The sequence below is a fragment of the Roseovarius sp. THAF9 genome (assembly GCF_009363715.1).
GTDB lineage: Bacteria > Pseudomonadota > Alphaproteobacteria > Rhodobacterales > Rhodobacteraceae > Roseovarius.
Window position 1 is genome coordinate 925,380 of sequence record NZ_CP045404.1, and the last position, 25,725, is coordinate 951,104.

23 protein-coding genes and 1 pseudogene are annotated in these 25,725 nt (G+C 59.3%); 5 read left to right on the top strand and 19 right to left on the bottom strand.

The genetic code is table 11. The features are described 5' to 3' along the window. Positions 1 to 13 precede the first annotated feature (13 nt). From FIU86_RS04585 to FIU86_RS04625, 9 genes are all read right to left on the bottom strand, one after another. Positions 14 to 1,396 (bottom strand): hypothetical protein, encoded by a 1,383-nt coding sequence (locus FIU86_RS04585; RefSeq protein WP_152473989.1) that lies wholly within the window; start codon positions 1,394 to 1,396, stop codon positions 14 to 16. After that, positions 1,389 to 2,216 (bottom strand): SDR family NAD(P)-dependent oxidoreductase, encoded by an 828-nt coding sequence (locus FIU86_RS04590; protein WP_152473990.1) that lies wholly within the window; start codon positions 2,214 to 2,216, stop codon positions 1,389 to 1,391. Before FIU86_RS04590 ends, FIU86_RS04585 begins: the two co-directional genes overlap by 8 nt. Next, positions 2,213 to 3,715 (bottom strand): tripartite tricarboxylate transporter permease, encoded by a 1,503-nt coding sequence (locus FIU86_RS04595; RefSeq protein WP_152473991.1) that lies wholly within the window; start codon positions 3,713 to 3,715, stop codon positions 2,213 to 2,215. Before FIU86_RS04595 ends, FIU86_RS04590 begins: the two co-directional genes overlap by 4 nt. 3 nt (positions 3,716 to 3,718) lie before the next feature. Then, positions 3,719 to 4,240, bottom strand: coding sequence for a tripartite tricarboxylate transporter TctB family protein (locus FIU86_RS04600; RefSeq protein ID WP_152473992.1), 522 nt, complete (start codon positions 4,238 to 4,240; stop codon positions 3,719 to 3,721). Between the two features lie 73 nt (positions 4,241 to 4,313). Beyond that, positions 4,314 to 5,297: a tripartite tricarboxylate transporter substrate binding protein gene (locus FIU86_RS04605; protein WP_152473993.1), complete on the bottom strand. Its 984-nt coding sequence runs from the start codon at positions 5,295 to 5,297 to the stop codon at positions 4,314 to 4,316. A 54-nt stretch (positions 5,298 to 5,351) separates the two neighbouring features. Next, positions 5,352 to 6,065, bottom strand: coding sequence for an SDR family NAD(P)-dependent oxidoreductase (locus FIU86_RS04610; RefSeq protein WP_152473994.1), 714 nt, complete (start codon positions 6,063 to 6,065; stop codon positions 5,352 to 5,354). After that, positions 6,062 to 6,832 (bottom strand): citryl-CoA lyase, encoded by a 771-nt coding sequence (locus FIU86_RS04615; RefSeq protein ID WP_152473995.1) that lies wholly within the window; start codon positions 6,830 to 6,832, stop codon positions 6,062 to 6,064. Before FIU86_RS04615 ends, FIU86_RS04610 begins: the two co-directional genes overlap by 4 nt. A 3-nt stretch (positions 6,833 to 6,835) precedes the next feature. Continuing rightward, entirely contained in the window at positions 6,836 to 8,347 is a 1,512-nt protein-coding gene (locus FIU86_RS04620; RefSeq protein WP_152473996.1) for a class I adenylate-forming enzyme family protein, read from the bottom strand. A gap of 14 nt (positions 8,348 to 8,361) precedes the next feature. Continuing rightward, on the bottom strand, positions 8,362 to 9,171 hold the full coding sequence (locus tag FIU86_RS04625; RefSeq protein ID WP_152473997.1) for an IclR family transcriptional regulator: 810 nt from the start codon (positions 9,169 to 9,171) through the stop codon (positions 8,362 to 8,364). A 269-nt stretch (positions 9,172 to 9,440) separates the two neighbouring features. Between FIU86_RS04625 and FIU86_RS04630 the strand changes: the two genes are divergently transcribed. From FIU86_RS04630 to FIU86_RS04640, 3 genes are all read left to right on the top strand, one after another. Then, complete coding sequence (locus FIU86_RS04630; protein WP_216647202.1) at positions 9,441 to 9,950, top strand: methanogen output domain 1-containing protein; 510 nt, start codon at positions 9,441 to 9,443, stop codon at positions 9,948 to 9,950. A gap of 169 nt (positions 9,951 to 10,119) precedes the next feature. Beyond that, on the top strand, positions 10,120 to 11,112 hold the full coding sequence (locus FIU86_RS04635; RefSeq protein ID WP_254703995.1) for an ATP-binding protein: 993 nt from the start codon (positions 10,120 to 10,122) through the stop codon (positions 11,110 to 11,112). After that, on the top strand, positions 11,105 to 11,542 hold the full coding sequence (locus FIU86_RS04640) for a response regulator (protein ID WP_254703939.1): 438 nt from the start codon (positions 11,105 to 11,107) through the stop codon (positions 11,540 to 11,542). Before FIU86_RS04635 ends, FIU86_RS04640 begins: the two co-directional genes overlap by 8 nt. Before the next feature lie 406 nt (positions 11,543 to 11,948). Here the strand turns inward: FIU86_RS04640 and FIU86_RS22505 are convergent, their stop codons facing one another. Next, the gene (locus FIU86_RS22505; RefSeq protein WP_172977431.1) at positions 11,949 to 12,164 is read right to left on the bottom strand and encodes a hypothetical protein; all 216 of its coding nucleotides are present in this window, start codon (positions 12,162 to 12,164) and stop codon (positions 11,949 to 11,951) included. A gap of 260 nt (positions 12,165 to 12,424) precedes the next feature. Between FIU86_RS22505 and FIU86_RS04650 the strand changes: the two are divergent. Next, positions 12,425 to 13,063 (top strand): annotated as a pseudogene (locus tag FIU86_RS04650) (site-specific DNA-methyltransferase); the annotation flags it as partial. Positions 13,064 to 13,572: 509 nt separating this feature from the next. On the opposite strand, the gene FIU86_RS04655 reads toward FIU86_RS04650, so the two are convergent. Continuing rightward, the gene (locus FIU86_RS04655) at positions 13,573 to 14,538 is read right to left on the bottom strand and encodes a response regulator (RefSeq protein WP_152474001.1); all 966 of its coding nucleotides are present in this window, start codon (positions 14,536 to 14,538) and stop codon (positions 13,573 to 13,575) included. Positions 14,539 to 14,855: 317 nt separating this feature from the next. Between FIU86_RS04655 and FIU86_RS04660 the strand changes: the two genes are divergently transcribed. Then, positions 14,856 to 16,226 carry a cell wall metabolism sensor histidine kinase WalK gene (locus tag FIU86_RS04660; RefSeq protein WP_152474002.1) on the top strand — a complete coding sequence of 457 codons (1,371 nt, stop codon included), beginning with the start codon at positions 14,856 to 14,858 and terminating at the stop codon, positions 16,224 to 16,226. A gap of 13 nt (positions 16,227 to 16,239) precedes the next feature. On the opposite strand, the gene FIU86_RS04665 is transcribed toward FIU86_RS04660, so the two are convergent. The 8 genes from FIU86_RS04665 to FIU86_RS04700 all read right to left on the bottom strand — a co-directional run bounded on the left by FIU86_RS04665 (position 16,240) and on the right by FIU86_RS04700 (position 25,716). After that, positions 16,240 to 17,484, bottom strand: coding sequence for a cytochrome P450 (locus FIU86_RS04665; protein WP_254703940.1), 1,245 nt, complete (start codon positions 17,482 to 17,484; stop codon positions 16,240 to 16,242). A gap of 397 nt (positions 17,485 to 17,881) precedes the next feature. Next, positions 17,882 to 19,015, bottom strand: a complete 1,134-nt coding sequence (locus FIU86_RS04670; RefSeq protein ID WP_152474004.1) for a two-component system response regulator — start codon at positions 19,013 to 19,015, stop codon at positions 17,882 to 17,884. A 152-nt stretch (positions 19,016 to 19,167) separates the two neighbouring features. After that, positions 19,168 to 19,935, bottom strand: coding sequence for an acyl-homoserine-lactone synthase (locus FIU86_RS04675; protein WP_152474005.1), 768 nt, complete (start codon positions 19,933 to 19,935; stop codon positions 19,168 to 19,170). Positions 19,936 to 20,122: 187 nt separating this feature from the next. Further along, positions 20,123 to 20,905 carry a hypothetical protein gene (locus FIU86_RS04680; protein WP_152474006.1) on the bottom strand — a complete coding sequence of 261 codons (783 nt, stop codon included), beginning with the start codon at positions 20,903 to 20,905 and terminating at the stop codon, positions 20,123 to 20,125. Between the two features lie 26 nt (positions 20,906 to 20,931). Next, on the bottom strand, positions 20,932 to 21,288 hold the full coding sequence (locus tag FIU86_RS04685) for a hypothetical protein (RefSeq protein WP_152474007.1): 357 nt from the start codon (positions 21,286 to 21,288) through the stop codon (positions 20,932 to 20,934). Between the two features lie 26 nt (positions 21,289 to 21,314). Then, complete coding sequence (locus tag FIU86_RS04690) at positions 21,315 to 22,181, bottom strand: dynamin family protein (RefSeq protein ID WP_254703941.1); 867 nt, start codon at positions 22,179 to 22,181, stop codon at positions 21,315 to 21,317. Between the two features lie 65 nt (positions 22,182 to 22,246). Next, the gene (locus FIU86_RS04695; protein WP_254703942.1) at positions 22,247 to 24,235 is read right to left on the bottom strand and encodes a dynamin family protein; all 1,989 of its coding nucleotides are present in this window, start codon (positions 24,233 to 24,235) and stop codon (positions 22,247 to 22,249) included. Between the two features lie 212 nt (positions 24,236 to 24,447). Further along, positions 24,448 to 25,716, bottom strand: a complete 1,269-nt coding sequence (locus tag FIU86_RS04700; RefSeq protein ID WP_172977432.1) for a GTP-binding protein — start codon at positions 25,714 to 25,716, stop codon at positions 24,448 to 24,450. Between the last annotated feature and the right edge of the window lie 9 nt (positions 25,717 to 25,725).

The following is a 25,725-nucleotide window of genomic DNA, read 5'->3' on the forward strand; positions in this document are numbered from 1 at the left end:
GATGAATCTAACCTTATAGTGAGATGACTGTGCAGGTGGTGAGGAAGAGGCCAAGCGCGGCCAGCGACAGCGCGGTGAGTTTCAGGTTGCCGCGGCGAAGGAGCGGGGCGGGATCAAGCTGCATGATCCGGGTGGTGATCAGCACGTTGGCGGTGAAAGGCGTGGAGGCGGCGGTGAGGCCCCAGCCGAGGATCGCGGCAAGCGCCAGCCACATGAGGGCGGGTTCAGGCACCAGCGGGTGCAGGACACCCAGAAGGATGCTGGCCGAGACAATGGGGTTGAGCGCCGAGAGCCCGCCGATGACCATTCCCACGGGCACCAGCGCGATGAGTGCGGGCACCAGCGCGTCGGGTGGGGCAGGCAGGGCGCCGTCGAAGCTGGCGACAAACCAGGCGATGACCGCGCCGAGAAAGCCTGCGCAGGAGACGATGACGATCTCGTTGACGCCCGATTGCGCGGTTGCCGCCAGTTCGCGGTGCAGAGCGGGGGCCAAGCGCGCGACGACCTGGATCGCCCACCAGGCAAGCGAGAAGCCCAGTACCGCCAGCAGCACCGAGGCCGGCATGGAAAGATCCGCGGCCAAGTGCAGCGCGAAGGCCACCGCTACCAGCAGGGCGACGCGGGCGACGACGCGCAAGAGGATGATCTGATCGGGCACGGGGGGCATGGCGCGTGAGATGGTCGGCTGGTCCGCGTCGGGTGGCGGGACCGTGCGCGTGCCGCGCGACGCGAGATAGCCCGCGCCGAGATAGAGCGCGGCAGCGGCGAGACCGTAGGGCAGGATTTGGAAGTAGTCGACTTCGGGCAGGATCGAGAGAGTTATGATCGTCGAGAGCGCCAGCGGTGACCACATCGGCATGGCGCCGAAGCCGCGCAGCATCGAGAGGGTCAGATCCTCGACCGCGTTCTGTTTTTCCAGTGTCTCTCGGGTCTGGGCGAGCAGCGTGGCCATCAGGCTGGCGGCGCCGAAATTCAGAAAGATGCCGAAGATATGTGTGCCGAGCGTGACGAAGAGATAGCGTGCGCCGCGTGGGCGGTTTGCAACCACGGTGGCGGCCTTGCGGATATCGGGTGCGCGCGAGGCGGCGCGGCTGAGCAGGCCGAGGGCCACGAGGAATGCGGCGAGAAAAGTCATCCGCGCGAGAGCGCCGGTGGCGTCGATCCAGCCGCCGCCCCACCCCCAGAGAAAGAGCCCCAGTACCAGGCCGCCGATGATCCAGGCGGGGCGGTTGAGGCTGCGGTGGTTGAGCAGGGCGAGCGCCAGCAGGGCGAATACGGTGGGTATGTCCGGCACCGGGACGACGATGGCCATGGCGCCGGTGACCAGCAGGTAGAGCGCCAGAGCCGGGTTGAGGATCTCCCGGACTCGTCCGGGTATCACGGGTCCCTTAGCCATCGACGGCCTGACGGATGCTGGCCGAGAGGCCGCCGTCGACCACGAGTTCGGTTCCGGTGATGTAGCCTGCTTGGTCCGACGCCAGGAAAACCGCCGCCTCGGCGATGTCCCAGGCGCTGCCCATGCGACCCAGCGGGCACTGCGCGGCGCGGATGGCGCGCATCTCCGCCTCGGTTCGACCGCCGTAGCTGTTGGCCAGCGTGACGCCGATGCGGGGCGTGTCGATAAGTCCTGCGATGATGGCATTGACGCGGATGTTGTCGGGGGCGAGTTCCACGGCCAGGGCGCGGGCGAACTGGTTGGCGCCGGCCTTGGTCGCGGAGTAGGCGAGATGGGGATAGCCCACGTGCCGGATCGACGCGATCGAGGAGGTGACGGTGATGACCCCGCCGCCCCGGGCGCGCATCATCGGGATGGCGGCCTGCGCGGCCACGTGCAGCGAGGTGAGGTTGGCGTCGCTGATGCGGCGCCAGTCGGCGGGCTTGGTGTTTTCGGACGGTCCGCTTTTGCCCAGGCCCACGTTGCAGTGCAGGATGTCGAGGCGGCCGTGCTTGGCCTCAATTCCGGCAATCAGGGCGGTGACACTGGTGTCGTCGAGGACATCGACCGTTGCGGCCTCGGCGCTGCCGCCTGCGTCGGTGACGTGGGTCACGGTTTCGCGGGCCGAATCGAGGTCGTTGTCGGCGGCGATGACGTGGGCGCCTTCGCGCGCGAGGCAGATGGCGATGGCGCGCCCGATGCCGATGCCCGACGCGATAGAGCCTGCGCCGATGACAAGCGCGACGCGGTCCTGAAGGCCCGGGTCCGGCGCGCCGGTCATGCCGACCCCGAGCGCAGGGCGTCGCGCTTGGCGCGGGTTGCGCGCAGCTCGCGGCGGATGCCGACAAAGGCCGACAGGATGGTGATGACGATGAAGATCCAGCAGATCGGGCTACGAAAGAAGATCGTGATATCCTCCGAAATCAGGAACGAGCGGCGCAGGTTGTCCTCGAAAAGCGGGCCGAGGATGAAGCCCATGAGGAAGGGCGCCGCAGCCATGTCGATCTTCATCATGATGTAGCCCAGCACGCCGAAGGCCAGCATCACGCCCACGTCGAACATCTGGCTTTGCACAGCGTAGCTGCCGAACACGCAGAACATTAGGACGATGGGAAGAAGGATGTGCCGCGGGATGTCGGCGATGCGGGCGAAGTAGCGGATCGCCAGCTTGCCCGAGCCCAGAAGGACGACGGAACTGAGCATGATGCCGATGAAGATAGCGTAGATGATGGTGATATTGTCTTGGAACATCAGCGGCCCTGGTGTGAGGCCCTGAAGCATGAAGGCACCGAGAATGACCGCCGTCACCACGTCGCCCGGGATGCCGAGCGCCAAAAGCGGGATGAGCGTGGCGCCGGCGACGCCGTTATTGCCGGCCTCGGAGGCGGCGACGCCCTCGACATTGCTCTTGCCGAAGGTTTCGGGGGACTTGGACGTGCGGCGTGCCTCGCCGTAGGAGAGGAAGGCCGCCGCTGTGGCGCCTGCGCCGGGGATGGTGCCGATGATGACGCCGATGAAGCTGCCGCGGATGATGGTGACGAGGCTGGACTTGAGCTCGGCCAGGCTGACGCGGCTCTTGTCGGCGGTCTTGACCGTGAAGGGCGCCACCTTGCGGACGTAGAAGTCGATCACCTCGGGCAGGGCGAAGAGGCCGATCAGAAGGGGGATATAGCTGACACCGCCCATCAGGTTGAAATTGTCGAAGGTGAAGCGCTGGGTGCCGTAGACCAGATCGAGCCCGATGGTCGAGGTCAGCAGGCCCAGCAGGCCCGAGATCAGCCCCTTTGTCAGCGATGAGCCGGAGATCGATATTACCACGGTCAGCGAAAAGCAGATCAGCCAGAAATATTCCGGCGGGCCGAAGGCGAGAGCGAGGCCCGCGATGAGGCTGGCAAAGAATATTAGCGATAGGTTGGACAGGAAGTCGGCGATGCAGGACGCGTAAAGCGCCATGTTGAGCGCCTTGCCTGCCTGACCCTGTTGCGCCAGCGGGTAGCCGTCGAGCAGCGTGCAGGCCGCTGCCGGCGTGCCGGGTGCGCGAATGAGGATCGCCGTGATCGAGCCGCCGAAGACGCCGCCCTTGTAGACGCCGACAAGAAGCAGGATCCCGGTGACGGGATCAAGGTTGAATGTGAAGGGTAGGGCGAGGGCCACGGCCATGGTCGCCGTGAGGCCGGGGATCGCGCCCACGGTGACGCCCAGGCAGACCCCGGCGGTGATCGCCAGCAGGTTGGCCAGCGTGAAGAACATCTCGAAGCCGGTGGCAATATTCTCAAGCATGGATCACATCCGGTCTACGAAAAGGCCCATGGGCAGGGGTACCTGCGCGACGTGAGCGAAAAACAGGTAGACCAGCACCGGCACGGCGATGCCGACGCCCAAGAGGATGAGCGGGCGACGTTCGCCGCCGATGGCCATCAGTGCGATGGTCACAATGATCGCGGTAAGCGGCATTCCCAGCCGCCCGGGCATCAGAAGGTAGAGCGCCAGCAAGCCGACAAGCATCAGCACGCGGGATTTCCAGCGCGGATGTGTCCCGAGCGAGGCGTCGTCCTCGCCGGGGATATGCGCGGCGAAGATCGCCTCCAGAAGGTGGATCAGCGCGAAGATGCCCACGCCGATCGTCAAAACGTAAGGCAGGAAGACAGGGGACAGAGGCAGGTGTTTGACCGAAGCCGGTCTGGTGACGCCGTTCGGGATGACGACAAGGGCGAAAACCAACGCGGCCAGGATCGTGATCACCGCGAAGATGATTTCGCTGCCGCGGCCCCTGCGGGCGTCGGTGTCGGTATCTGGTTCGCTCATGGCTGGCCCTCCTCCATGCCGCCTGTGACGTGTGGCGGCCCGGGCGGGCCGCCACCTCGGAATTTTCGAAGGATCACTCGACCGTTACGCCGGCCTCGTCAACGACGGTCTTCCAGCTGGAAAGCTCGCCCTCGATGTAGGCGGCGAAATCCTCGGGGCTGCCGCCCTCGATCTGGCCGCCGCGCGTATCGGCGAATTTTTGGAAGCTGTCGCTTGCAAGGACCTCGTCCAACGCGTTGTTCAGCGTGGCGACAACCGCGTCGTCGGTGCCCGCGGGGGCCAGCAGACCGAACCACGAGCGCGCGGCAAAGCCGTCGAGCTCGGACACGTCCAGCTCGTCCAGCGTCGGCACGTCCTCGAGATGCTCGGAACGTTCCGGTGTGGTGACCGCCAGCGCGCGCAGGGCGCCCGACTGGATATGCGGCATCGCCGAGGGCAAGTTGTCGAACATCACGTCGACATCGCCCGACAACAGAGCCGGCACGGCCTCGCCGCTGCCGCGGAAGGGCACGTGGGTCATGTCGGCGCCGGTGCGGGCCTTGAACATCTCGCCCGAAAGGTGGATCGAGCTGCCCACGCCCGAGGACCCGAAGGTCATATTCTCGGACTTGGCGGCGTCTAGGAATTCCTGCGCAGTTTGATAGGGGCTGTCTTTGTTAACCACCATGACGTTAGGGATCGACAGGATCAGCTTGATAGGCGTGAAATCTTCGACCGGGTCGTATTGCAGGTTCTTGTAGACGGCGGGTGCGATGCCATGCGACGACACCTGCCCCATGAAGAGCGTATAGCCGTCGGGACGCGCGTTGGCCGCCTGGGTGGTGCCGAGCGTGGCGCCGGCGCCGGGGCGATTTTCGACCGTCACGGTTTCGTCCAGCACCTGCGCTAGGCCATCGGCGACTTGGCGGGCCAGAACATCGGTGGCGCCACCGGCGCTGTAGGGCACGATCAGCGTGATGCGCTTGCTCGGGTAGTCCTGTGCCATGGCCGGGCCGCCCACCGCCAGCATGGCGGTGGCGCTGACGGCGCCGATCAGGGTTCTGCGGTTGAGTTTCATCTTGGTCTCCTCCTTTGATGAAAAGTCTTGTCTTTCCTTGCGTCCGGATATTGTTCAGACGGATCCGATGGTCATGCCTCCGCAGACGTAAAGGACCTGTCCGGTCACGAACCCCGCCCGTTCCGAACAAAAGAACGACACGGCGTCGGCCACGTCCTCGGGGGTTCCGGTGCGCTTCATGGGCACCGTCGCGATGATCTTGTCGGTGCGCGGATCGCCCGGCGGGTTCACCTGGTTGAAAAGCTCGGTGGCGATGGGACCGGGGCCGAGCGCATTGACCGTGATTCCGTGCTGGCCCAGTTCCAGTGCCCATGTCTTCGTCATGCCGTGCAGACCCGCCTTGGTGGCCGAATAGGCGGTGCGCAGCTCCTTGCCCAGGGCCACGCGGCTGGAGATGTTGACGACCCTGCCCAGCCGCGCGTCCTTCATTGCGGGCAGGGCGGCTTGCAGGCAGACAAGCGGTGCGCGCAGGTTGACCGCCGCGACCTTGTCGATGGAATAAGGATCGGTCGAGGCGACATCCGCGGGCTCGACGATGCCGGCGTTGTTGACCAACCGCGTGACGCGCCGCCCGTCGCAGAATTTCTCCAGCGCGGTGCGCGTGGCCTCGACATCCGACAGCTCCAGCTCGAGCACCTCGTCGGCGTGGTCATGCTCGGGCGCGATCCGGTCCACCACGGCGATGCGCAGCCCGTCGGCCTTGAGCCGCTTTGCAATCGCCGCGCCGATGCCGCGGGCGCCGCCGGTGACTATGGCGAAATCGCTCATGCATCGTCCTCGAACGGCATGGCCTTGTCGATCGTCTCCCAGATGAAGCGACCGGAGGGTTTCTGCTGCTCTTCGGCAATATGCGCGACAAGGCCCGCGGCGCGAGAGATGACGGCGAAGCCGCGCATCAGGTTCACGGGGATGTCCATGTCACCCAGAAGCGCGGCGGTGGCACCAGTGGCGTTGATGGTGATGTGGCGGTCAAATTCCGAGTCGACGGCGGTGGACAGGGTTTTCAGGGCGCGCAGATAGCGCGGGTTGTCGGATTCCTTCTCGCCGATTTCCAGCAGCTTGAGGGCGCGAGGATCGTCAGGCTTATGCAGGTGGTGGCCAAAGCCCGGCAGGTGGGCCTTGCGGGCGCGATGTTCGCGTACAATCTCGACGGCGCGGGCGGCCTGCGCGTCGGCGTCGAGATCGACCAGTTCTGACAGGAGGCGGGCGTTGTTTTCGATCGTGCCTACGAATTGGCTGCCGACGGCCAGAAGCCCGGCGGACACGGCCCCCTGAAGGTTTTCCGGTGCCGACATGTAGATCGACCGGGTGGTGATGGCGCTGGGCGTGAGCCCGTGTTCCATCATCACGATCAGAATCGCGTTCATCACCCGTTTCTGGCTTGGCGATACTTGGCGGTTGAGGATATGCTGCATCATCACGGTGACGAAATCGCTGTCATCGGTCAGAAGCTCGTCCACAAGGTTGTGGTTGCGATAGAAGATCTCGGTGTCGGTGTAGCGGCAAAGCGAGGTCGTGGGGGCTGGCTTGGACATGTGTTATCCTTTTTCGAACGCGGCTGCATGCTCTTCGGCGAGCTGGTTTTTCTGAAGCTTGCCGATGGCGTTGCGCGGCAAGCTGTCGCGAAAATTCACGGATTTGGGCGTCTGGACAGGGCCGAGACGCTCGCGGATGAAGGCGATGATCTCGTCGCCGGTGACGGCCTTGGCATCGCGCACCTGAACGGCGGCATGCACCGCCTCGCCCCACTTGTCGTCGGGCACGCCGTAGACGGCGCAGTCGATGATCTCGGGGTGTTCGCCCATCACCGTTTCGACATCCGCCGGGTACACATTGAAGCCGCCGGTGATGATCATTTCCTTGGCGCGGCCGCGTATGAACAGGTAACCGTGCTCGTCCTTCTGGCCCAGGTCGCCGGTATGCAGCCAGCCATCGACCAGCGTCCTGGCGGTGATCTCGGGCTGGTCCCAGTAGCCGGTCATCAGAAGGTCACCGCGTATGACGATCTCGCCGGTTTCGCCGGGGGGCAGGATCTTGCCGGCCTCATTCATGATCTCGACCTGGCTGAGCATCGTCTCGCGGCCTACCGAGGCGCGCTTGGCGGGATCCTTGAGTTCCTCGGCCGAGATCATCGTGGCGATCTGCGGTGCCTCGGTCTGGCCATAAGTGGAGGCCAGGCACGGGCCGAAGATGCCTTGCGCGCGGCCGATGGCGTCGGGGCGCATGGGGCCTGCGCCATAGATCAGGTTCTTGAGATCTGCGTAATCGGCATCGCGGACGTTTTCGAGTTCCATCAGCATGTACAGCACGGTGGGTGGAACGAAAGTGGTGGTGATCCGGGCGTATTGCAGGAAATCCAGCGTCTGCTCGGGGCGGGGCCGGTCGAGCAACACGATCGTGCCGCCGGTGGCCAGCGTCGGCAAGATATAGGTGGAGGTGCCGTGGGTGATCGGTGCGGCGGCAAGGTAGCGCTGGCGTTCGCCCAGCGACCAGGCGGCGATCTGGGTGGCGATGTTGGTGTTCCAAGCACGGTAGGGCTGCATAACGCCCTTCGGCAGGCCGGTGGTGCCGCCGGTGAACTTGATCGCCTGGGTGGCGTCGAGCGGCAGATCGCACGAGGCAGGTGACTGCCCCATGTGTTTCCGGACCAGGTCGCCGGTGCTCCCGGGGCCGCCGGCGGGATCGGAGAACAAGAACGTGGTCTCGGCGCCGGTCAGCTTTTCGGCGGTTTCGGTCTGGACGATGACGATGCTGGCGCGGGTGAAGCCGACCGCGCGCACCAGCTCGGCGCTGGCGTTCATCGGTTGCAAAGGCACCCAGACTTTGCCCGCGGCCAGCACGGCCAGCCAGCAGACCAGGTGGTCAATGGTGTTGTAGCAGCAGATGCCGACGCGGCTGCCGAATTCGGGATCAAGCTCTTGCAGGCCGGTGGCCAGCGCCTGGACGCGGGCGTGCAACTGGGCATAGCTGAGCGCATCGTCGCCATGTTCGACGGCAATGTTATCGGGCCAGAGGTGCGCGGCGCGGTGGAAGAAGTGAATGGGATACATGGGTAATTCTTGCCTTACGTCGTGAAACCCGGCCGCGCGATTGCGCGGGTCATAACCGATACGATCTCCTTGCGCCGCTTGGGCGCGAGGCGGGATTTGAGCGCCGCGACCGAGATTGCCGCGCGCAGCTGACCCGATTGGTCAAACACGGCGACGGCGATGGCGCCGACGTCGGGGATGATGATGGAGGCGTTGATCAGCCAGCGATGCTCGCGCCAATGCCGCACCATGCGGCGCACGTCGGCGGCGTTGAGCTCGCCGTAGCGGCTGTAGATGTCGGCGTTGGCGGCGATTTGGCGGTCGCACTGGTCCTCGGGCAGGGCAGCGAGAAGCGCAGCGCTGCCAGCGCCTACGCCCAGCGGACGCCGCGCGCCGACCTGAAGGGTGTTGGCGCAAAGCGCGTGGGTTTCGCCAGCGGCGTCGATGCAGAGTGCCTCGTCGCCGAATGGCACGGAGAGAAACGTGGCCTCGCCGGTGGCGGCGGCAATTTCCGACAGGGCGGGCCGCAGTTCCATGCGCAGCGGATCGAACTGGCGAGGCGAGCCGGGGGCGCCGGCCAGATCAAACAAGCCGATGCCGAGAGTATAGATCTTGGAATAAGGGTCAAAGCTGAGCAGGCCGCCCTCGACCAGGCCCTGCAACAGCCGGCGGGCGGTCGCGGTCTTAAGGTTGGCCTTGCGCGCGACGGTCGAAAGGCTGACGCCGGTCGCGTTGCGGGCGGCCACGATCGGCAGCAGACGGATCGCCTTGGCCAGCGATGTCTCGGCTGTCTTGGCACTATCCGCAGCGGATGGAGCGCCGGTTTCAAGCCCCGTATCGGTCATATGTTCTCCCTTGCGAAGCCGGTTTGTTACCCGGTTTCGGACACAGACCGTCGGGGCCAGGCAGCCCGAAGTCCAGAGTAAAATGTTCAATATATGGAATTTTATTGCCAATATATGGTAATTAATTCACTATATATCTGATAAAAATTGTAAAAAGTAATTTACAAATTTCGTGATGGCTCCGCAATCAGAGCAATCGGTCTTCAGGTTTCGTTAATCCATTGGCGCTAAGCTCATGGACGAGGGCCAGCACAATGCAGGAGTTTGCTATGGAGATGTCGCCGATCGCAGGTGCGGATGAGGTGATCACCCGCAACCGGGACCAGTTTCTGCGAGAGTTGGTGAGCGAACTGGCGAACGTGTTGGAAAGCCGCGTCGGCTTGGAGGCTGCCAAGGGCTTTATCGGGCGGGTCGGATCGCAGATCGGCGAGACCATGAATGAAGAGTACCGCACGATCTTCGGCACCGAGACGTTGGATGCGAAGCAGGTGGCGCAGGCTCTGGTGGATTTGAAGAGCCGGATCGAGGGCGGGTTCAGGATAGAGTCGATCTGCCCCGACCGCATCGTGCTGACCAATTCCGCCTGCCCCTTCGCAGGACAGGTCGACGGCCGCGAGTCGCTGTGCATGATGACGACCAGCGTGTTCGGTCGGATCGCGGCCAGCAACCTGGGCTATGCCCGGGTCGAGAAGACGGCGACCATAGCCCGTGGTGATCCGGGCTGTCGTGTGGTCATTCACCTGACAGAAGGTGAGGCGGGCCGAGAGTTCTTTGGCTGAGGCGGCACGATATCCGCCTGCGGAAGTCAGCGCTTTTCGTGCGTTGCCCAAACACGTGATGCTGGTCGACCGCGCGGCCCGTGTTCAGGCGGTAAACGCCAGAGTGGAAAGGCTTCTGCAGCGACTTTTCGTAAACAGGCCAGTACCGGACGAATTGGCCTTGCCCGATGTGTTCGAGATTTCACGCGAGGAGGCGTTGCGCGAAATGATCATCGCGGCCTCGGGCGACGGTATTTTGTTACCGCTTCGCGCCGCAACCTCGGGATTGCCGCGCCGCATCCGGTTTCGCGTGGGTGCGATCCGGGATGGTGGCCGGGAAACAAGCGGGTTCGTTCTGGTCTCGGACAATGCGGATCCGCTTGGCAAGCCATTTCGGGAGTTGAACGCCGAACTGGAAAGCGCAAATGCTAAGGCGCGGCGCGAGCGGCAACACCGCCGGCTGTTACAGAAGAGCAATGACGACCTGTACGCGGCCAACGCGGAACTGAAATCCTTTGCTTACGCGGTATCGCACGACCTGAAATCGCCGGTACAGACGGTGTCGATGCTGTTATCCGAGTTGGATGAATTCGGCAGCGATAAGCTGGACGCCGAGAAGTCGGAACTTGTCAGTATGAGCCGCGAAACCCTGTCGCGCATGTCGGTGCTGATCGAGGATCTGTTGCGCTCCACGCATTTGATCGGATCGGAAATAAAACTTGCACCCTGTGCTTTGGAACGGACTGTCGAAGAGGTGATCGCAGATCTCAGGGCAGAGATCACGGGCGCGGGAGCGCGGGTGCAGACCGGCGCTTTGCCTGTCGTGCGGGGCGACGCGGTCATGCTACGTATCCTTTTTCAGAACCTTTTGTCGAACGCGATCAAGTTTCGGCACCCCGACCGCCGCCCGGAGATCGTGATCGGGGCTGGTCCGCCTGACGCGGAAGGGAGGATAAGAATCACGGTGGCGGACAACGGCATCGGGATATCGCCGGAACACCGCAGCCATGTCTTCGATCTGTTCAGCCGGCTGCACCGGCATGATGAGATTCCCGGCAGCGGGCTGGGCCTGACGATGTGCCGGCGGATCGTTCAGAACCTGAACGGCACGATCGAGGTTGACGAGAACACCGACGGCGGGTCGATCTTTACCCTCAGGCTGGAGGTTGCAGACGATGACTGACCTGGATGCCAAGTCGGATGCGGCCATTGGGACCGTAATGCTGATCGACGACGACACGTTTTTTCACGTGGCTTGCGAGCGGTTGATGCGCCGTAGCGGGCTGGTTAAAAAACTGTTGGCCTTTCCCATGGCCGAAGACGCGCTAGAGTTCCTTTCGCGACCCGACCGGCCCGAGATCGACGTGCTGTTTCTCGACGTCAACATGCCGCGCATGGGCGGCTTTGCTTTTCTGGAAGCGGCGGTGGCGCGGTTCGGCAAGGATTTTTGCCGGATGATCATCGTAATGCTGACCTCGTCGGTTGATCCACGGGATGTGGAGCGGGCAAAGCAGTTCCGCGCCATTGACGAGTTTGTCAACAAGCCGCTGGTCCACGCTCAGATCGAAGAGATCGCAGCTCGGCTGAAGTCTGGAGGCAGACCGGCCACCTGAGCATCAGTCGCCGGATGCGACAAGATTTTTGAAGTCAACCTTGCATTGCTTTGACGCCTTCACCGGGCGAAACAATGAAAGTGAGGAGGCCGGGCCGCTTGCGTTGGAAGCAGTGAGGTGTGGTATGCAGCCTGAAAGAGCCAGAGCGCGTTCAGGCTAAGGTTTTTGTTTTTGAGAACTGTCACTACCTTTTCTTCGCATCGGTATTGGCTTGGACTGGACATTGTTGTCTCCTTCGGTTGATCCAAAGTGGAGTTACGCTCCGAGAAAGACCCGTCAAAATTGCAGGATCACCCGTGAACGCTGCACCGACTTGTGCGATGCGCCGTAGCCGTCGGCTCTCGACGATGACGAGCGCCTTGCTGTCTTGGGAGTGGCGCCAGCGGAGGCTTCAGGCCTCAAAAAACTAAAGCACGTCCGCACGCAGACAGAGCGCCGTTCTGCGGAAGACATCGCGAGCCGCCGGTCGACCAGCGACTTCGACGAGTTCAAGCCTCTTTTCGAGGCCGAGAAGGCCGACATCGAGATTGGCAATCGCCAGACCCTGAAGTTCGAGCGGAAGTCCGAGATCGAGCCCGGCCGGTTCTTCATGGTCGACGGCTTGATGGCCTACGTCGCGCATGCAGGAGACGTCTTTACGAACGAACAGGGTAAACGCGATAGCCGTCTGAGGGTAATTTTTGATAATGGAACGGAGAGTAACCTTCGTGCCCGGTCCTTGCAGTAGGCGCTCACGCAGGACCCGGCGGTTCGTCGGATTACCGATCCGGACGCCGGTCCTCTCGTCAACAATGCCGCGGAGGGCGCCGGCAGCTACACAGGCACGATCTACGTTCTGCGCAGCAAGTCTGACCACCCGGTCGTCGCCGAGATCCGCCCTACAATGTAAAGACCGACGGCCATGTGGGCAGTTCCGGCAAGATCCAGCACCGCGAGTTCGCCATGGCCTCTGGCGAGATGACGGTCTCGGAGTTCACCGGCCTTTTGGAGCGCGCTTTTCGGAACATGGCGGATCACATCGTCGACGGTTCGGTCCACTATCTTTGCATGTATTGGCGGCACATGTCGGAATTGCTGGCCGCGGGGCAGGGGTTCTATGACGAACTGAAGAATCTGATCGTCTGGGCCAAGGACAATGGCGGGATGGGGACATTCTATCGCTTGCGCCACGAGTTGATATTCGTCGTCAAGAAGGGCAAGGCCGCGCACATCAACGCGTTCGAGCTAGGCCAGCACGGGCGGTACCGCACCAATGTCTGGGAGTATCGCGGGGCCAACAGCCGGCACGCGGGATGTATGGACCAGCTTGCGCTGCACCCGACCGTCAAGCCTGTGCAGATGATCGCCGATGCGATCCGGGACGCCTCGGGACGCAAAGAGATCGTGCTCGATCTCTTCGGTGGATCCGGTTCGACCGTGATCGCCACCGAGAAGACCGGCTGCCGGGGGTATCTTTGCGAACTGGATCCGATCTATTACGACCGTACTCGCCGTCGGCCCACAAACGCTGATCTGGACTAGTTGGCTATAGTGGCTCAAAGCAGAAAAATTGCGATCAAGAGGGGTAGGAAATGATCTAAAGGAAGCCCTCGACAGACATATTGTGCGACTGTTGTCTTGAAGCGATGAACCGCAGATAGTTGACGCTAAATCATCGATGCCGGTTTTTGAAAAACGTCGAGTTCTCAGGCAAAAGGTCGGTCGGATCAGTACGGCCATTAGTATGGCACTCTCAAAATCATGAAAAAACGGCAGTCCCTGAGCGAATGGGACTGCCGCGACTTTACATGAAAGGTTTAATTACCCACTCGTTACCCAGTGCCAATATGCCGTCACACGCTGCCGCGGGAACGACTTTCTTTGGGCATTAAAGCGAACTTTTGATTGTCTTTGGAAACGGTTGGTTTCTCTGCCTTGGCCAATTGCCGTAACGTGACACTCGGAAACAATCGTGCATGTGTCGCCTTGTCGGCGCTACCGAGACGCCTGTCTCATTCGACAGATCGTTACTCGCTCTTAGGAAAGGATTGCTACTTTGCCGCGTGTCTTGCAGCGATGAACTTCTGTTCCACGCTTTCGCCTGCCATCCATAAGATATCCAGAGCCGCTGACGGCAAGGACGTTCTCAACGGCACCTGGTTCCCAGCGAAAACGTGAATCCCGTAGTCTTCCAGATCGTTCAGGCGCGAGCCCAGACAAACGTTCAATTCACGCTCGAGGCTCCCGCTCGACTCGTGTACATGGTTATTCAGCAGGCAAAGGAACGTGCCGTTACCGCGATATGAAAGATAGTTCAAAGCGTTGTAGAACACTGTATTAGCGGCCTGGACCACTTCGCTCAGAAGTGGACCAATCGGCTCGAACCGAGGGTACGTTTGATTGCTTTGCGGACAGGCGATTTTTAAACCGATTGCAGCCGGGCCGCCATTGCGCGGTTTGGTCCTGTCGCGCATGTAGGCGCGCGCGGTTTCCTGCACGTAGTTCTCGAACTCAACAAAGGACAAGAGGCTTTTCACGTCCCCATCATCCGAAAGTGAAACAGGTCCGTCGTAGATCAGTTCACCGTTGACCCAAGAAAAACCGGAGCTGTTCTGGCTGTCCGGTATGGATTGCACTTCGCTGGCGCACATTTTGCCGGCCTCGAAGATCCTGCTTCGCAGCTCTCTGAAATTGAATGGCTTTGTGATGTAGTCGGTTGCGCCGGCCCGAAAGGCCATATCGAGATACGGTTTTTCATGCATGGCAGTGAGCATGACGACCGGCTTTCGTTCGCACCCTGCTATCCGCCGTATTATGCTAGTCAGATCAATGCCGTCGACTCTTGGCATCTGAATGTCCACGAGAAAACAATCGAACCCCACTTCCTCGGATTCAATCTTCTCCAACGCCTGCTCTGCGGAAATGGCCGTCGCTACGTAGTGGTGCGCCGAGATGCTCAGCGAATGATCGATAAGTTCCAGCATGCTTTCGTCATCGTCAACGGCAAGTATTCTCATGGTGTACTGCTTTCGGTTGAGGTGGCGGAGCTTGGCTATGCTGATCGGTGCAAGATACTTTCTATTGACGAAACAATAGGGTGATATTGCGCTTTTTTTTGGCAGGAAGTTCGGCAGATATCATTTCATGCCAAATGGGCTCTTCTTTGTGTCGCTTTTGACCTAGTTATTGCGCTTCGTTTGGCGCCGTGCCGAAAGTAGTGATCCAATTACAACAATCGAGATTGCCCGAGTTCCGCTAGATTAGCGGCATATTGCGACCACATCGCTGTGCAAATCTGAGCGTCTAGGGCAATCTAAAAAAGTGTGATCCACAAATGGCGCTTCTCGAAGCACACGACACTGCTGAAGCGGACGTACCGTCCGACGCCAGGCTTTTGCAGAACCTTAATGATTACACGTCCATCGCCTTTGCCTTGATTTGGCAGCGTCAGGCGATCTACTTGGCCGCAGCGGTTCTGACGGCTTTCTATGTCGATCCGACACATGCCCTGGTTTTCTATTTCGTAATCGTCCTGTGTGAACTTCAGGACGTGATCCTTGCGCGACGTGTCAAAGCGCTTAAACCTCACCAGTACCGCGAGATATACACCAATTATTACTGGATTCTTCTGAATACCGTTCTGAGTTCTGCAGCAATTTGCCTGTACGCGGTTTCAGTGGCCTGGAAACAGGAAGCCGGAGGGCATTTTGCCCCTTTGTTCTTTCTTTTCGCCGCCGCTCTGTTCGCTGCGATGAACAACCATCAATTGGTGCTTGCGCTCGCTATACGGCTCGCGATGTATGGCATTTCGTTTCTCGTCATCGTCTGCACGGACCTCTGGCTCGTGCGCCCGAGCCTCGACTCGTATATCTGGCTGCACTTCTTCACCGTGATCTTCGTGATGTATTTCCTGATCGACTGCTCGGTCGTGTTTCTGAAGCTTTATCGCAAAAACCTGGCGCAGCTGGAGGCGCTGCGGCAGGAGCACGAGCGCACCAAGGCGGCTTATGTCGCGAAGTCGCAGTTCGTTTCTACGGTCAGCCATGAATTGAGAACACCACTGACATCCATCAAGGGCACCCTTGATCTGGTCAATTGCGGCGCCTTGGGAGAGTTGCCGGAAAAGGCGTCCAAGTTGTTGGAAAGTGCTGGAAAAAACAGCGAGAGACTTGCCTGCTTGATTGACGATGTGCTTGATCTTCAGAGGATCGAAGCCAACGAAATGCAATATCGCAAAGAGATCCTAAGCGTTCAGGATCTGGTCGAAGATGCGGTCAATGGAAACCAGGGTTATGCGTCAAAGCATAACGTCTCGCTGGTCCAGGACGAAAACTCGGATAAGTCGTTGAAGATCCAAGGCGACCACAAGCGCTTGATGCAGATCATGGCCAATATGATCTCGAATGCCGTGAAATTCTCACCCGACGGCTCTAGAGTGACTGTGGGCTATGAGCGGGTCGACGCGGTGATTCGCATTCACGTTCGTGACCGAGGGTGCGGTATACCTGACGGCTCAGAGGACAAGATATTCGAGCGCTTCAGCCAGCTGGACTCGTCTGATCAGCGCAAGGCGCCGGGCAGCGGTCTGGGCATGAATATCTCCCGCGATATTGCCACACATCACGATGGCCGGATTTTCTATGAAAGCGTCGTTGATGAGGGGACGACGTTCTATCTTGAACTGCCGGACGCGACGGAATCCTGAGCCAAACGGGATCTCAGACCGGTGTCGCCTCAAGGATCATCGGACCGTCCGGGCGCATCGTGAAGGTCAGAACCGGGCGCGGTACAGGGGCATCGGTCAGTGAAAAGCGAATTTTGCGAACGACGGACGCGATCAGGATCATGATCTCGGTTTCGGCGTATTGCGCGCCGATGCAAATCCTCGGCCCATCACCGAATGGTATGAATTGCCCGCGCGGATAACTCTTACCGAGGAAACGCTCTGGCCGGTACTCATCTGGGTCTTCCCAAAGCACCGCGTTGCGATGCAATGAATAGACCGGGAAAAAGAGTGCATCGCCTTTCTTGATGGACACGTCCTTGATGGTGACGCTGTCGCTGGCGTCACGTGCGAAGAATGCGGCGGACGGGTAGAGGCGTAGCGTCTCTTGGATATGCGCCTTCAAGAGAGGCATCTTCTGCACATCTTCGAACGTGAGTGGCGCGTCAGGGTTGACCGACCGGATTTCGCTGCGGATACGCGACTGCGTCTCGGGAAAGAGTGCCAGCAGGTAAACGCCCCAAGCGATGGCGTTCGCGGACGTTTCATGGCCGGCCACGACAAACGTCAGCAGGTTGTCGACGGTGGTGTCGATATCTTCATGGTCCTCTTTCAAGGCAGCGATCATGAGGTCCAGAAAATCAAGCGGTACCGGCCGCGCCTGCGCCTCCCTCTCTTCGATCACGTGCCTCGCAAGCCTGCGCATGTCCGTCACCGGACCTTTGCTCTTCAGCCATTTTCGGCGCGGCAACCATTTGGGCAATTGCATCAGATCAAACAGAGAGATCTCGGAGATGTATTCGAAATAATTCTTCAGGCCTGCCCTGATGGTTTCGGCTGTGACCTCTTCATTGCCCGAGAAAATCACGCGCGAAATATTCGTCAGAGTCGATGCCGGCGCCATCTGCGTTACGTCGACGCGCCCGTGCCCCTCTGCCAGAGAGTCCGCCACTTCCATTCCGGTTTCTGCAAAATGTTGCGATAGCATCGGAAGGTTTCGCGCCGCGAAGAGCGGGGAATACCGTTTGCGTTGGTGTCGCCATTTGTCGCCTTCGGACAGGATCAGCCCGTTGCCGACTGCAGACCCGATTATATCCTTGGTGAATTTTGCTTTTGGGAAGCGCCGGCCTGGCCCTACGAGAAGTTCGGTGATCATTTCGGGATCGCAGATGTAATGGATGTTGAGAGGACCCCTGAGATAAGTTTGCTGCGTCGTCTCGACCGGGATGACCTCAAGCATGTTTCGCCCGGCAAGCTTGGCGAAAGCCAAAAGATTGACGGAAGTCATCGCCAACTTGGCGGCGACGGGTGTGGGAACAGATAAAGCCTCAGCGTACATAGCCGACACTCCCCGACCGTTTCACTTACCCCTACACGTTCGTCAGCCAGCGCGTCATGGTACGGCCTCGCGCACGCATGAACCTCGAAACAATGGTTGGGATACTGCTCAAAAGTTTTTTGCCGGGCCCGAAAAGACCGGAACCCCGCGCGGATTTCTTTGAATGCGCTCTGTTGGGACCGATGGCGGCGATACTGCTACCTGAGCTGTAGCGGCGGGTGACTTTCAAAACAACAATTTAGAAAGCGCTTCGCCTGTTTTAGCGAAGCGTGTGATGCGAAAGCGCATCAGTACGTGCTTAACGTGAGATCAGATAGCTCTCTTCACCGAAAAGATCATGCAGCACACGCTCGTACATACGCTTTTCCGACTGCGGTTTCATGGCCGCCAGATGACCGATGTTTTCTGCCTGGGGAAACTCAGAGCAATTCTGCAGCGCCTCCTCCAGTTGCTTGACCGCTGTCACGGATTTCTCGATCGCGCCTTTGACTGCCGTTCGAGACAGCACGCTCATAGGGACAGGGTTACTGAGCAATACCTCTATGCGATCGTCATCGATGTAGCTACGGATCCGGGCCCCGAAGAGCTCTCCGAGGTTCATTGATTTCAGCGAACCACCCGAAGACCTCGTGCCGTGGACCACAATAAGAAATATCCCGCTGCCACGATAAGAGAAAACACAGTCGAACTCTTCGGTGGCGCGCTGGATCGAAAAAGCGATGCTCTGGATCGCATCATGAAACTTCGCGGTTCCGGCGAGGTCGTAAAATAGTTTCGCGTCGTGCAACATCACCGAAACAGCGTACGACCCGAAGATCTTGGCGCGGGCCAATTGTGATGTGTAGTTGTCGAACTCGATGTAACGCAGGAAGCAATCCACGTCCCTCATCGAAATCGGGTCATCGAAATTGAATTGACCAGTTCTTGAGGTTCTGAGCTTCAGTTCACTGAGGGTTTCAGTGCTTTTTGCAGCTTCACGTCGCGCCTGAACAAGCTCGTGCGCACATTTGATGCGGCTGCGAAGTTCGTGAAAGTCGAAAGGCTTGTTAATGAAGTCGGACGCGCCGGCGTGAAACGCGGCGTCGATGTACTCTCGATCACTCATCGCGGTCAGCATCAGCACAGGGGTTTCTGCGTATTCCGGCAACACGCGCAAGTCGGCAAGCAACTCGATGCCATCGATATCGGGCATCTGGATGTCCAGAACAACGCAATCGAACGGAACGTCTTCATCCAGGATGATCTCGAAGGCATCAGCAGCAGAGCTTGCGGTTAGGACGTCGAAGTCTTCAAGCGTCTCAAGCGCAGTTTTCACCAACTCCAGAATGCTGAGTTCATCATCGACAACAAGAACCCGAAACTTGGTCTCTTCTTCAGCTGTCTGTCGCAGCTTTTCCTGAAATCGCTCTTTGCTTTGATCTGCAACTGACATTTTCCACGCTCGCCAATTTCATGTGAACGCGAACAACTTGCTAAATCAATTTGCTCAATTTGAGGCGTAAATGTCGAAAAATACGGTCTATTGTGCCAGAAATAAGATGGCACACTAATACCGTTTCCACTATTGAAACGATGGGTTGGATTTCAGCGGTTTTGCGAGGTTTGGGGAAACTGGTTCTGGAAGTCGCCAACCTTGAACAGGACGGATTGGCTGGCGAAATTGTCGACAGTGAACTTTGCGCCAATCGGCGTGGCTTTCACTCCAAGTCGTCGCGACCAACGGGCCCAGACGGCGGGAACGATTCCAAGGACGTGTACCGCGCCGTTTTCCGAAGCGGCGAGGGCCATAGAAGCGAACAAATGCTTCTGCACTTCAAGCCTTTGTGCTGCCGACACACTGTTCACGATGAAGAATCGCGTCGCTTCCCAAACATTATGCTCTACTGGCGCTTCGAAAAACAGGATGTCGGTGGGCATACCGTCCAGCAAACCGTTTTGGGCGTCTCGCAACATGTAACTGTAGATTCCGCATTGCGCAGTTGTCGGCAGCATTCGGACACCTCCAAGAACCTCACCGAACCGATGGAGAATGATCCATTGTGCCTGCGGACTATCGTATTGGTCGAATTCCATCCCGTCTGCTTCGGCGACATGCCAACCGAGACCATCCAGAAAGATGTTCTTTCTGGCCTCCAGGTATTTTGTCAGCAGCGTACCGTACTCGTGCATATTTCTGAAAGAGAGAGCGTCCGACCTGATCTCTGCATAAGATCCGATCTTGGATAACTGCGTTCGACTTCCACTACTCGTTACGTCCGGCTTGGAACGAAGCCGGTCGCTATAGGGGAACCTTGCATGTTGCTGGGTTTCAGGTTCCGGAGATGCCGGGAAGGGCAACCACGACCGGTTCATTTCTGCTCGCTTTTATATTTTCAACCGTAGATTTAGTTATGCATACAGCATGCGGTAGAAGTCCAGCTTTGATAACATAGCTATGGTGTTTTGATGCTAGTTTTTCGAAATTCGCTGTGATTGCAGCAAATTTGAAAGCTGGATTTTCGAAAACCAGACGCCAGTACGGCAAATTGTAGTCGGTGGTTTAGTGTTCGGACGTGTTGAAAACTCGTTGCCATGCGCCCACGGCCTCGAAGATGTCCGAATTTGGAAACGCCGCGAAAATCCGATCGGTCCCGTCTTCTGCAATCAATGCTTGGTCATCCGGCGTGATCGCGAAAACCGAGCAGGAAGGGCACGCTGTTTCAATGCGGGGGGCGTTTTTCCGATCTTTTGCTTTCGAAATAACGATGTCGCGAAGGCTCTGCAGCTTTTTCATGATCTCGCCGTCATTGCCATGTGTCACGATCCGACCATCGCCTCCCTGAAAGATCCACCCCAGGGACTGCGCATGTGACCCCTTGAGAAAGGCCTTCATTCGGTTTTCGAAACCCGGTTGATGCGCAACCTGGCTGATGTGTGTGGCGGTGCAGGTCCTGCCTTGTGCCATGATGGCGGGCGCCCGTCCGACAAGGCGCAACCGCATCGGGCCGGATCGCAGGAACAGGGCCTTGATCGCTTTTGCATATTCTCGCGCGACGGCACCGGCGTCGCGATATCGCTCCGCGTCGAGTTCGACTTTCCGCTCACCGATTTCCAACGCAATCAGGCGTCGGTTGGAGATCACGACCGTCGCTTCTGTCCCGGTGTCGGAACATAGGGTAAAGGTGCGCGGCAACACGGTTTCATTGATCTCCTGCGACAAACGGCTGATCAACCGCGCGAAATCCCTCGCAGGCACGTCTTCGACTTTGCGCAATGCCTCGCTTGGTGTCATCACGCGGTCAAGCATGCTGCGCAGTAGCTGCGCAGCCGCTTCATCATTCATCGTGGGCGCGGATTTCGAATGTAGTTTCACATCGCCCCCGCCAGGTCACTCAAGATATTCCGGGCTGATCGAGTGGCAAGCGAAACATCAGATGCTTCATCGCAAATGCAGCACACAACGTCGGGATTGTCTGCAAGGGATCGCACGAATATCCGGATCTCGTCGGGCATGGCCAGAATCACCAGATCATTGTCGTCTGACATCAAATCCGACAACTCGAAATTCGCCGATGCCTGGCGCAGCACTTCGTCCAGATATTCTTGTTTGTAAAGGTCGGACGCACTGGTGCGCAGCGCAAGCCCCGTCGAGATGTCGCCGAACGAGGCAAGCGTGCAGCTTGGCACCACATGCCTCAATTCATCGAGGCGCTCAGAAAGGGACATCGAGTGATCCATGGGGCTCAGGTCTGCTAGCCAGTCGCCACCCGGGCCTTGGTTGGCCTTTCGGTCCGACCGCGCATCTGGGTCAGGACACGCACGCGCTTGGGAACAACGCTCGTCGTCTGTTCTGCAACGCACGATCCGCGGCCGACGTCATTGCCGTTTTTATCAGTAGAAAGCGCAGCAGGTTCGACAGTCGAAGCGCGAGCTTCCTTAGACGAGTCTTCCTGCGGACACTCCGCCGGTTCGGTATATGACAGCGCAGAGGCCGTCATCAGGTTTTCGACCAGGTCATTGATGAAGTCTGCGGCGCCACTGGCGCGCCACTTCGTTTCATCCTCTCCGGCGGCAATCGCTTCGGTGATTGAAATGGGGAACGTGCGGCTGAACAGCCCCTGAGTTTCCTTGCGCACACGCGTCATGACGCGATCAAGGTCCCTTTCGGAATGGAACTTGTCGACTTGCGTCACCAGAAGATAGTTCTCTCCGTTGGTGCGTTCCGAAATCTGTTGCCACGTGGCGGCTTCCGATTGCCGCCAGGCTTGCGTCGCTTGCGTGCACCAAACGACGCTATCAACCTCATCCATGACGGACATCCAGACATCCGACGACATGCTCGGATCCGAGATGCCGGGCATGTCGATCAGGTCACAGATTTCCAGTGTATCGCAGGGCTTGTAGAGCCGGATGAGGCGCGTCTCTTCCAATCTGACCTGTTCGATCTCGTCGATGTCGATGCATGTTTCGACTCCATCGTGCCCCACAGCATATGCGGCCTCTTCACCATGGCTGATCAGAACCGGGGGCAGACGCGTCGCAGTGATCTTGATCGGCAGGGGATGCTCACCGAGAAATAGCTTGATCAAGGTGCTCTTGCCGGCACTGAACTCGCCCATCAGGGCCAAACGGGTTTTGCGGGGCGTCCCGCCAGATACATCGTGGGTCACCGGTGTCTCCTTTGTCATGTCGCATAGCGCCGGAAAGTCCCGAGCGTATCCTCGAGCTTTCGTTCGCGGTTCTCATTTTCGGATGCGTCGAACAGGCGTTTGGCATCGCCTTGGTGTTCGGCGTCAGAGGTCAGGCTGATCAGTATGCTTCTCTGTTCTTCCAGGAAGTGTTCCAGTTCTTCCAGCAATTCCGCCTGAATATCAGCGGTTTGTACATCCTTCATCTGGGTCATGAAGTCTTCGGTTTCGGCGCTGATGAGGTCGCTGAACTTCTTTGCGAAGGCCTTGTAGCCGCGCATCCTGCGCCACCAAAGCGACCACCAGCTATCGTTGAAATCCAGCGCGATCGTCTGGCTTAGCGACACGGGTGCGGGCACCTGTGGGACGTCCGGCACGGCAAGCTGGATGCCTTCCACGACCGGACCAAAGCCCCGGAACAACAATTGAGCGATGTCGGTCACGGCCTGTTCGTATATGGCCTTTGCGGATTTGCGTGCCTGGTTGCCCATGGCGGAATAGGCCGATCGCAAGAGCACCCGAAGACCCGTCGGATCGTATTCCCAGACATGTTCGTCGCCGTAAGTTTCAAGGTGGCCGAGCAACGAGTGTGTCGCGCGTTCGACGAAATTCGCATGGGCTCGATCGGCGCGGATCCTGTAATGGTCGAAGATGCGTGAAAGCTGCGATTCAAGCGTGGCGACAGTATCTTCTGCCATGCGCTCGAACGTTGCCATTATCTGTTCCGAACTCAGTTCGCTCGCGACGCCTTCCACCTCGACCCGGACCGTCCGGACCGCCTGTTGCGACGTTGCGATCGTGGTGGCGGAGGATGCAACGCGTTTGAGGAACGGCGCGCCCAGACTGGTCACGATCTGGTCTGACACCGCCGCCATCAGTTGCGGCAGGCCCGACATTTCCCAGATGACGCCCACGGGTGTGTCGCGGCTGAACTTTTCGCCTAGGACCGCCCTGCTGAACGACACGAGCGCATCGGCGCTGGCCTTGTGCATCGACTGCAACTCGCCTGTAAGCACCATGTTTGCCCAGTACGCGCTTCCGAACACAAGCTGCGCGTTCTCAGGGCCACCATTGGCCTTCAGCGTTGCGCGGATACTCTGCTCTATCTCCGACATCTGGTTCGCCGGGTCCGAAAGTTCATCGATCCGGTTGACGAAAATGATAACTTCGCGCGATTTCAGGTTCGAGATCATGCGAAGAAGTGCCATGTCCACGGACGTCAGTGCCTGGGTGGCCGACAGCACAACGACGCAGACCCGGCTGTCGCGCAAGGCCTGGATCGTGACCAACTCGCGCACCATGAATGTGTCGTTCACACCGGGCGTGTCCCGGATACACATGCGGAACGGAACGCTCTGACAATTCAGAAACAGTTCGGCCGAACGCGTGATGTCGGCAAAGCGCCCCTGGTCGTCCGAAATCGCGTCCTGCGTATCGACGTCGAAATCGTCGCCAAGGCAGATATAGCGTTCCAGCAAATTCTTGTCGAAATAGCTGTATTCATGCTCCTGACCCATGAGGAGTTCGAAGTTCCGACCAAGGCGCGCCTTCGACATGGTGCGCATCCGCTCGATTTGCTCCTGTATCTTGGCCAGTTCGCTGTCCGCCCCGGCACGGTCCGCAAGTTCACCGATCCGCCCTCCCTTGGTGGTCAGACGCGCCCATTCGTCTTCGGTCATGAACCGGAACCGGGCACCTTTCTCGGCACGTTTCTTCGCCGGGGTCAGGTGCAGGGATGTCACCACGGATGTCCAAGGGTTCACGTCGGATGGCAATAAGTCGGACCAACCGGTGATCGCGTTGATCAATGCTGTCTTGCCGGCTTTTACCTGGCCAAGAACGGTCACGCGTGGCTCGAACGTGGCCAGCTCGCTCTTCAGGCGATCTACCGGTTTTCTGCTTTCTTGCCCAACAAGTTCGCCGAGCGTGTCGACCGCTTTTTCCAGCGTCTCTACATCCTGCGCGAAATCCGCGAGTTTTTCCATTCCCGCGCGCAGGTTGGATGGGCTCGACGAAGCCCGGATTCGTGTTGCAGTGTCAAGTTTCGCTTCGATGTTCATCAAGGCACCTGTTGTTCGCTCTTCGCGGCGATGTCTTTTGTCTTGTCCTGCTCGACGCTCGCGCTTGAGTAGAAAATGACCAAGAATTGTGGTTATAGTTGGACGGCTGTGCGAGAAAACATTGGCTCCCCGCAGCGTCAGACAACGGCTTTCTTTTCCATCTCCTTGCGAAGTTGAAGCACCAGCGCGACTGCATCGACGGCGGCGTCTTCGCCGCGTTCAAGTTGAAAGAGCATAAGCATCTCTTCGCCATCCTGCAGGTCGCCCTTCAGTGCGTCTGTTGCGGCATCACCTGGTCCCGACCCCAAAAGGGCACTTACGGAACGGACCGCGTCGCTGCAGCTGTCGATTATCTTTTCGCTGTCCACCTCGCCGCCTTCGTCGAGCGCGTCGAGCATCTGTCCCGCGTGGCGTTGCAGCACATCCACCGCCTCGGAAAGTAGGCCGATCGGTGCCTCGTGATCTGCGTTTTCATCATAAGCGGTCTCTATCTGGCTTGATTCAGCCACGTCCGCCTCGTTGGCCGCCACAGGCTGTGGCTTTGCTTTGAGGGTCTCTGGAAGCTGCTCTGTGTTCTGCGGAATTTTCAGTGCAAGGCGATCGAGGAAGACCCGCGCCTGGTCGATGTCAGCGGTTCTGCCGTGCCGGATGTGCCGCGAGACCACTTGCATCAGGGTCTTGCCCCCACTGGCCGCCCACAAAGGATCATCGACGTGCTCTGCGCCGGTTTGCGCGGTGACGCCCTGAATGGTTGCAACGGGGAACAGCCCGAGGAACTCGTTGCTGACGATGGGCTCCAGTCTCGCGATGTTGTCGCTCAACACATCACGCATCAGCAGCTGATCCGCCTTTGTCAGGACGAGAACACTATGATCCTTGATGTGATCCGGCACCGTGGACCAAAGCCTTTGTTCTTCTGGCGTGAAATCCTGGCTGCACCAGACTACGAAATCCGCACGCGCAATCACGGCTTCAAGAGCGCTCTGGCGTTCCGCCTCCGTGCTGCCGAGGCCGACTTCAATGTAATCCTGTTGAATCAGGTTCGGGTCGGGGAGTTCCTGGCGGACGCGCAAGGCGTCGCGGGGTATCTCGCACTGCTTCAGCAGCCCGTGCACCATCGAAACCGACCCGTCCGTGCGCTCGATCAGGGCCTGTTCGGTGTCGCCGTATGAAAGTTCGAAAACCGGGACCGTTTGGTCGTTTGCGACATCGGGGTGTGCCGACATCATTTCAAGCAGCTTGGTTTTTCCGCTTCCCGCGAAACCGGTCACGACAACCTGCACCGGCCTGGTCAGCAGCGACAGAAGCCGCGCTCCGCAACGTGCATAAGGAGGTGGCAGATTGCCACGGTCAAGAGCGCGTCCAAGACGATCGATGACGGGGTTCAGCTGCTCGGCAGTGTTCATGTTGTTTCT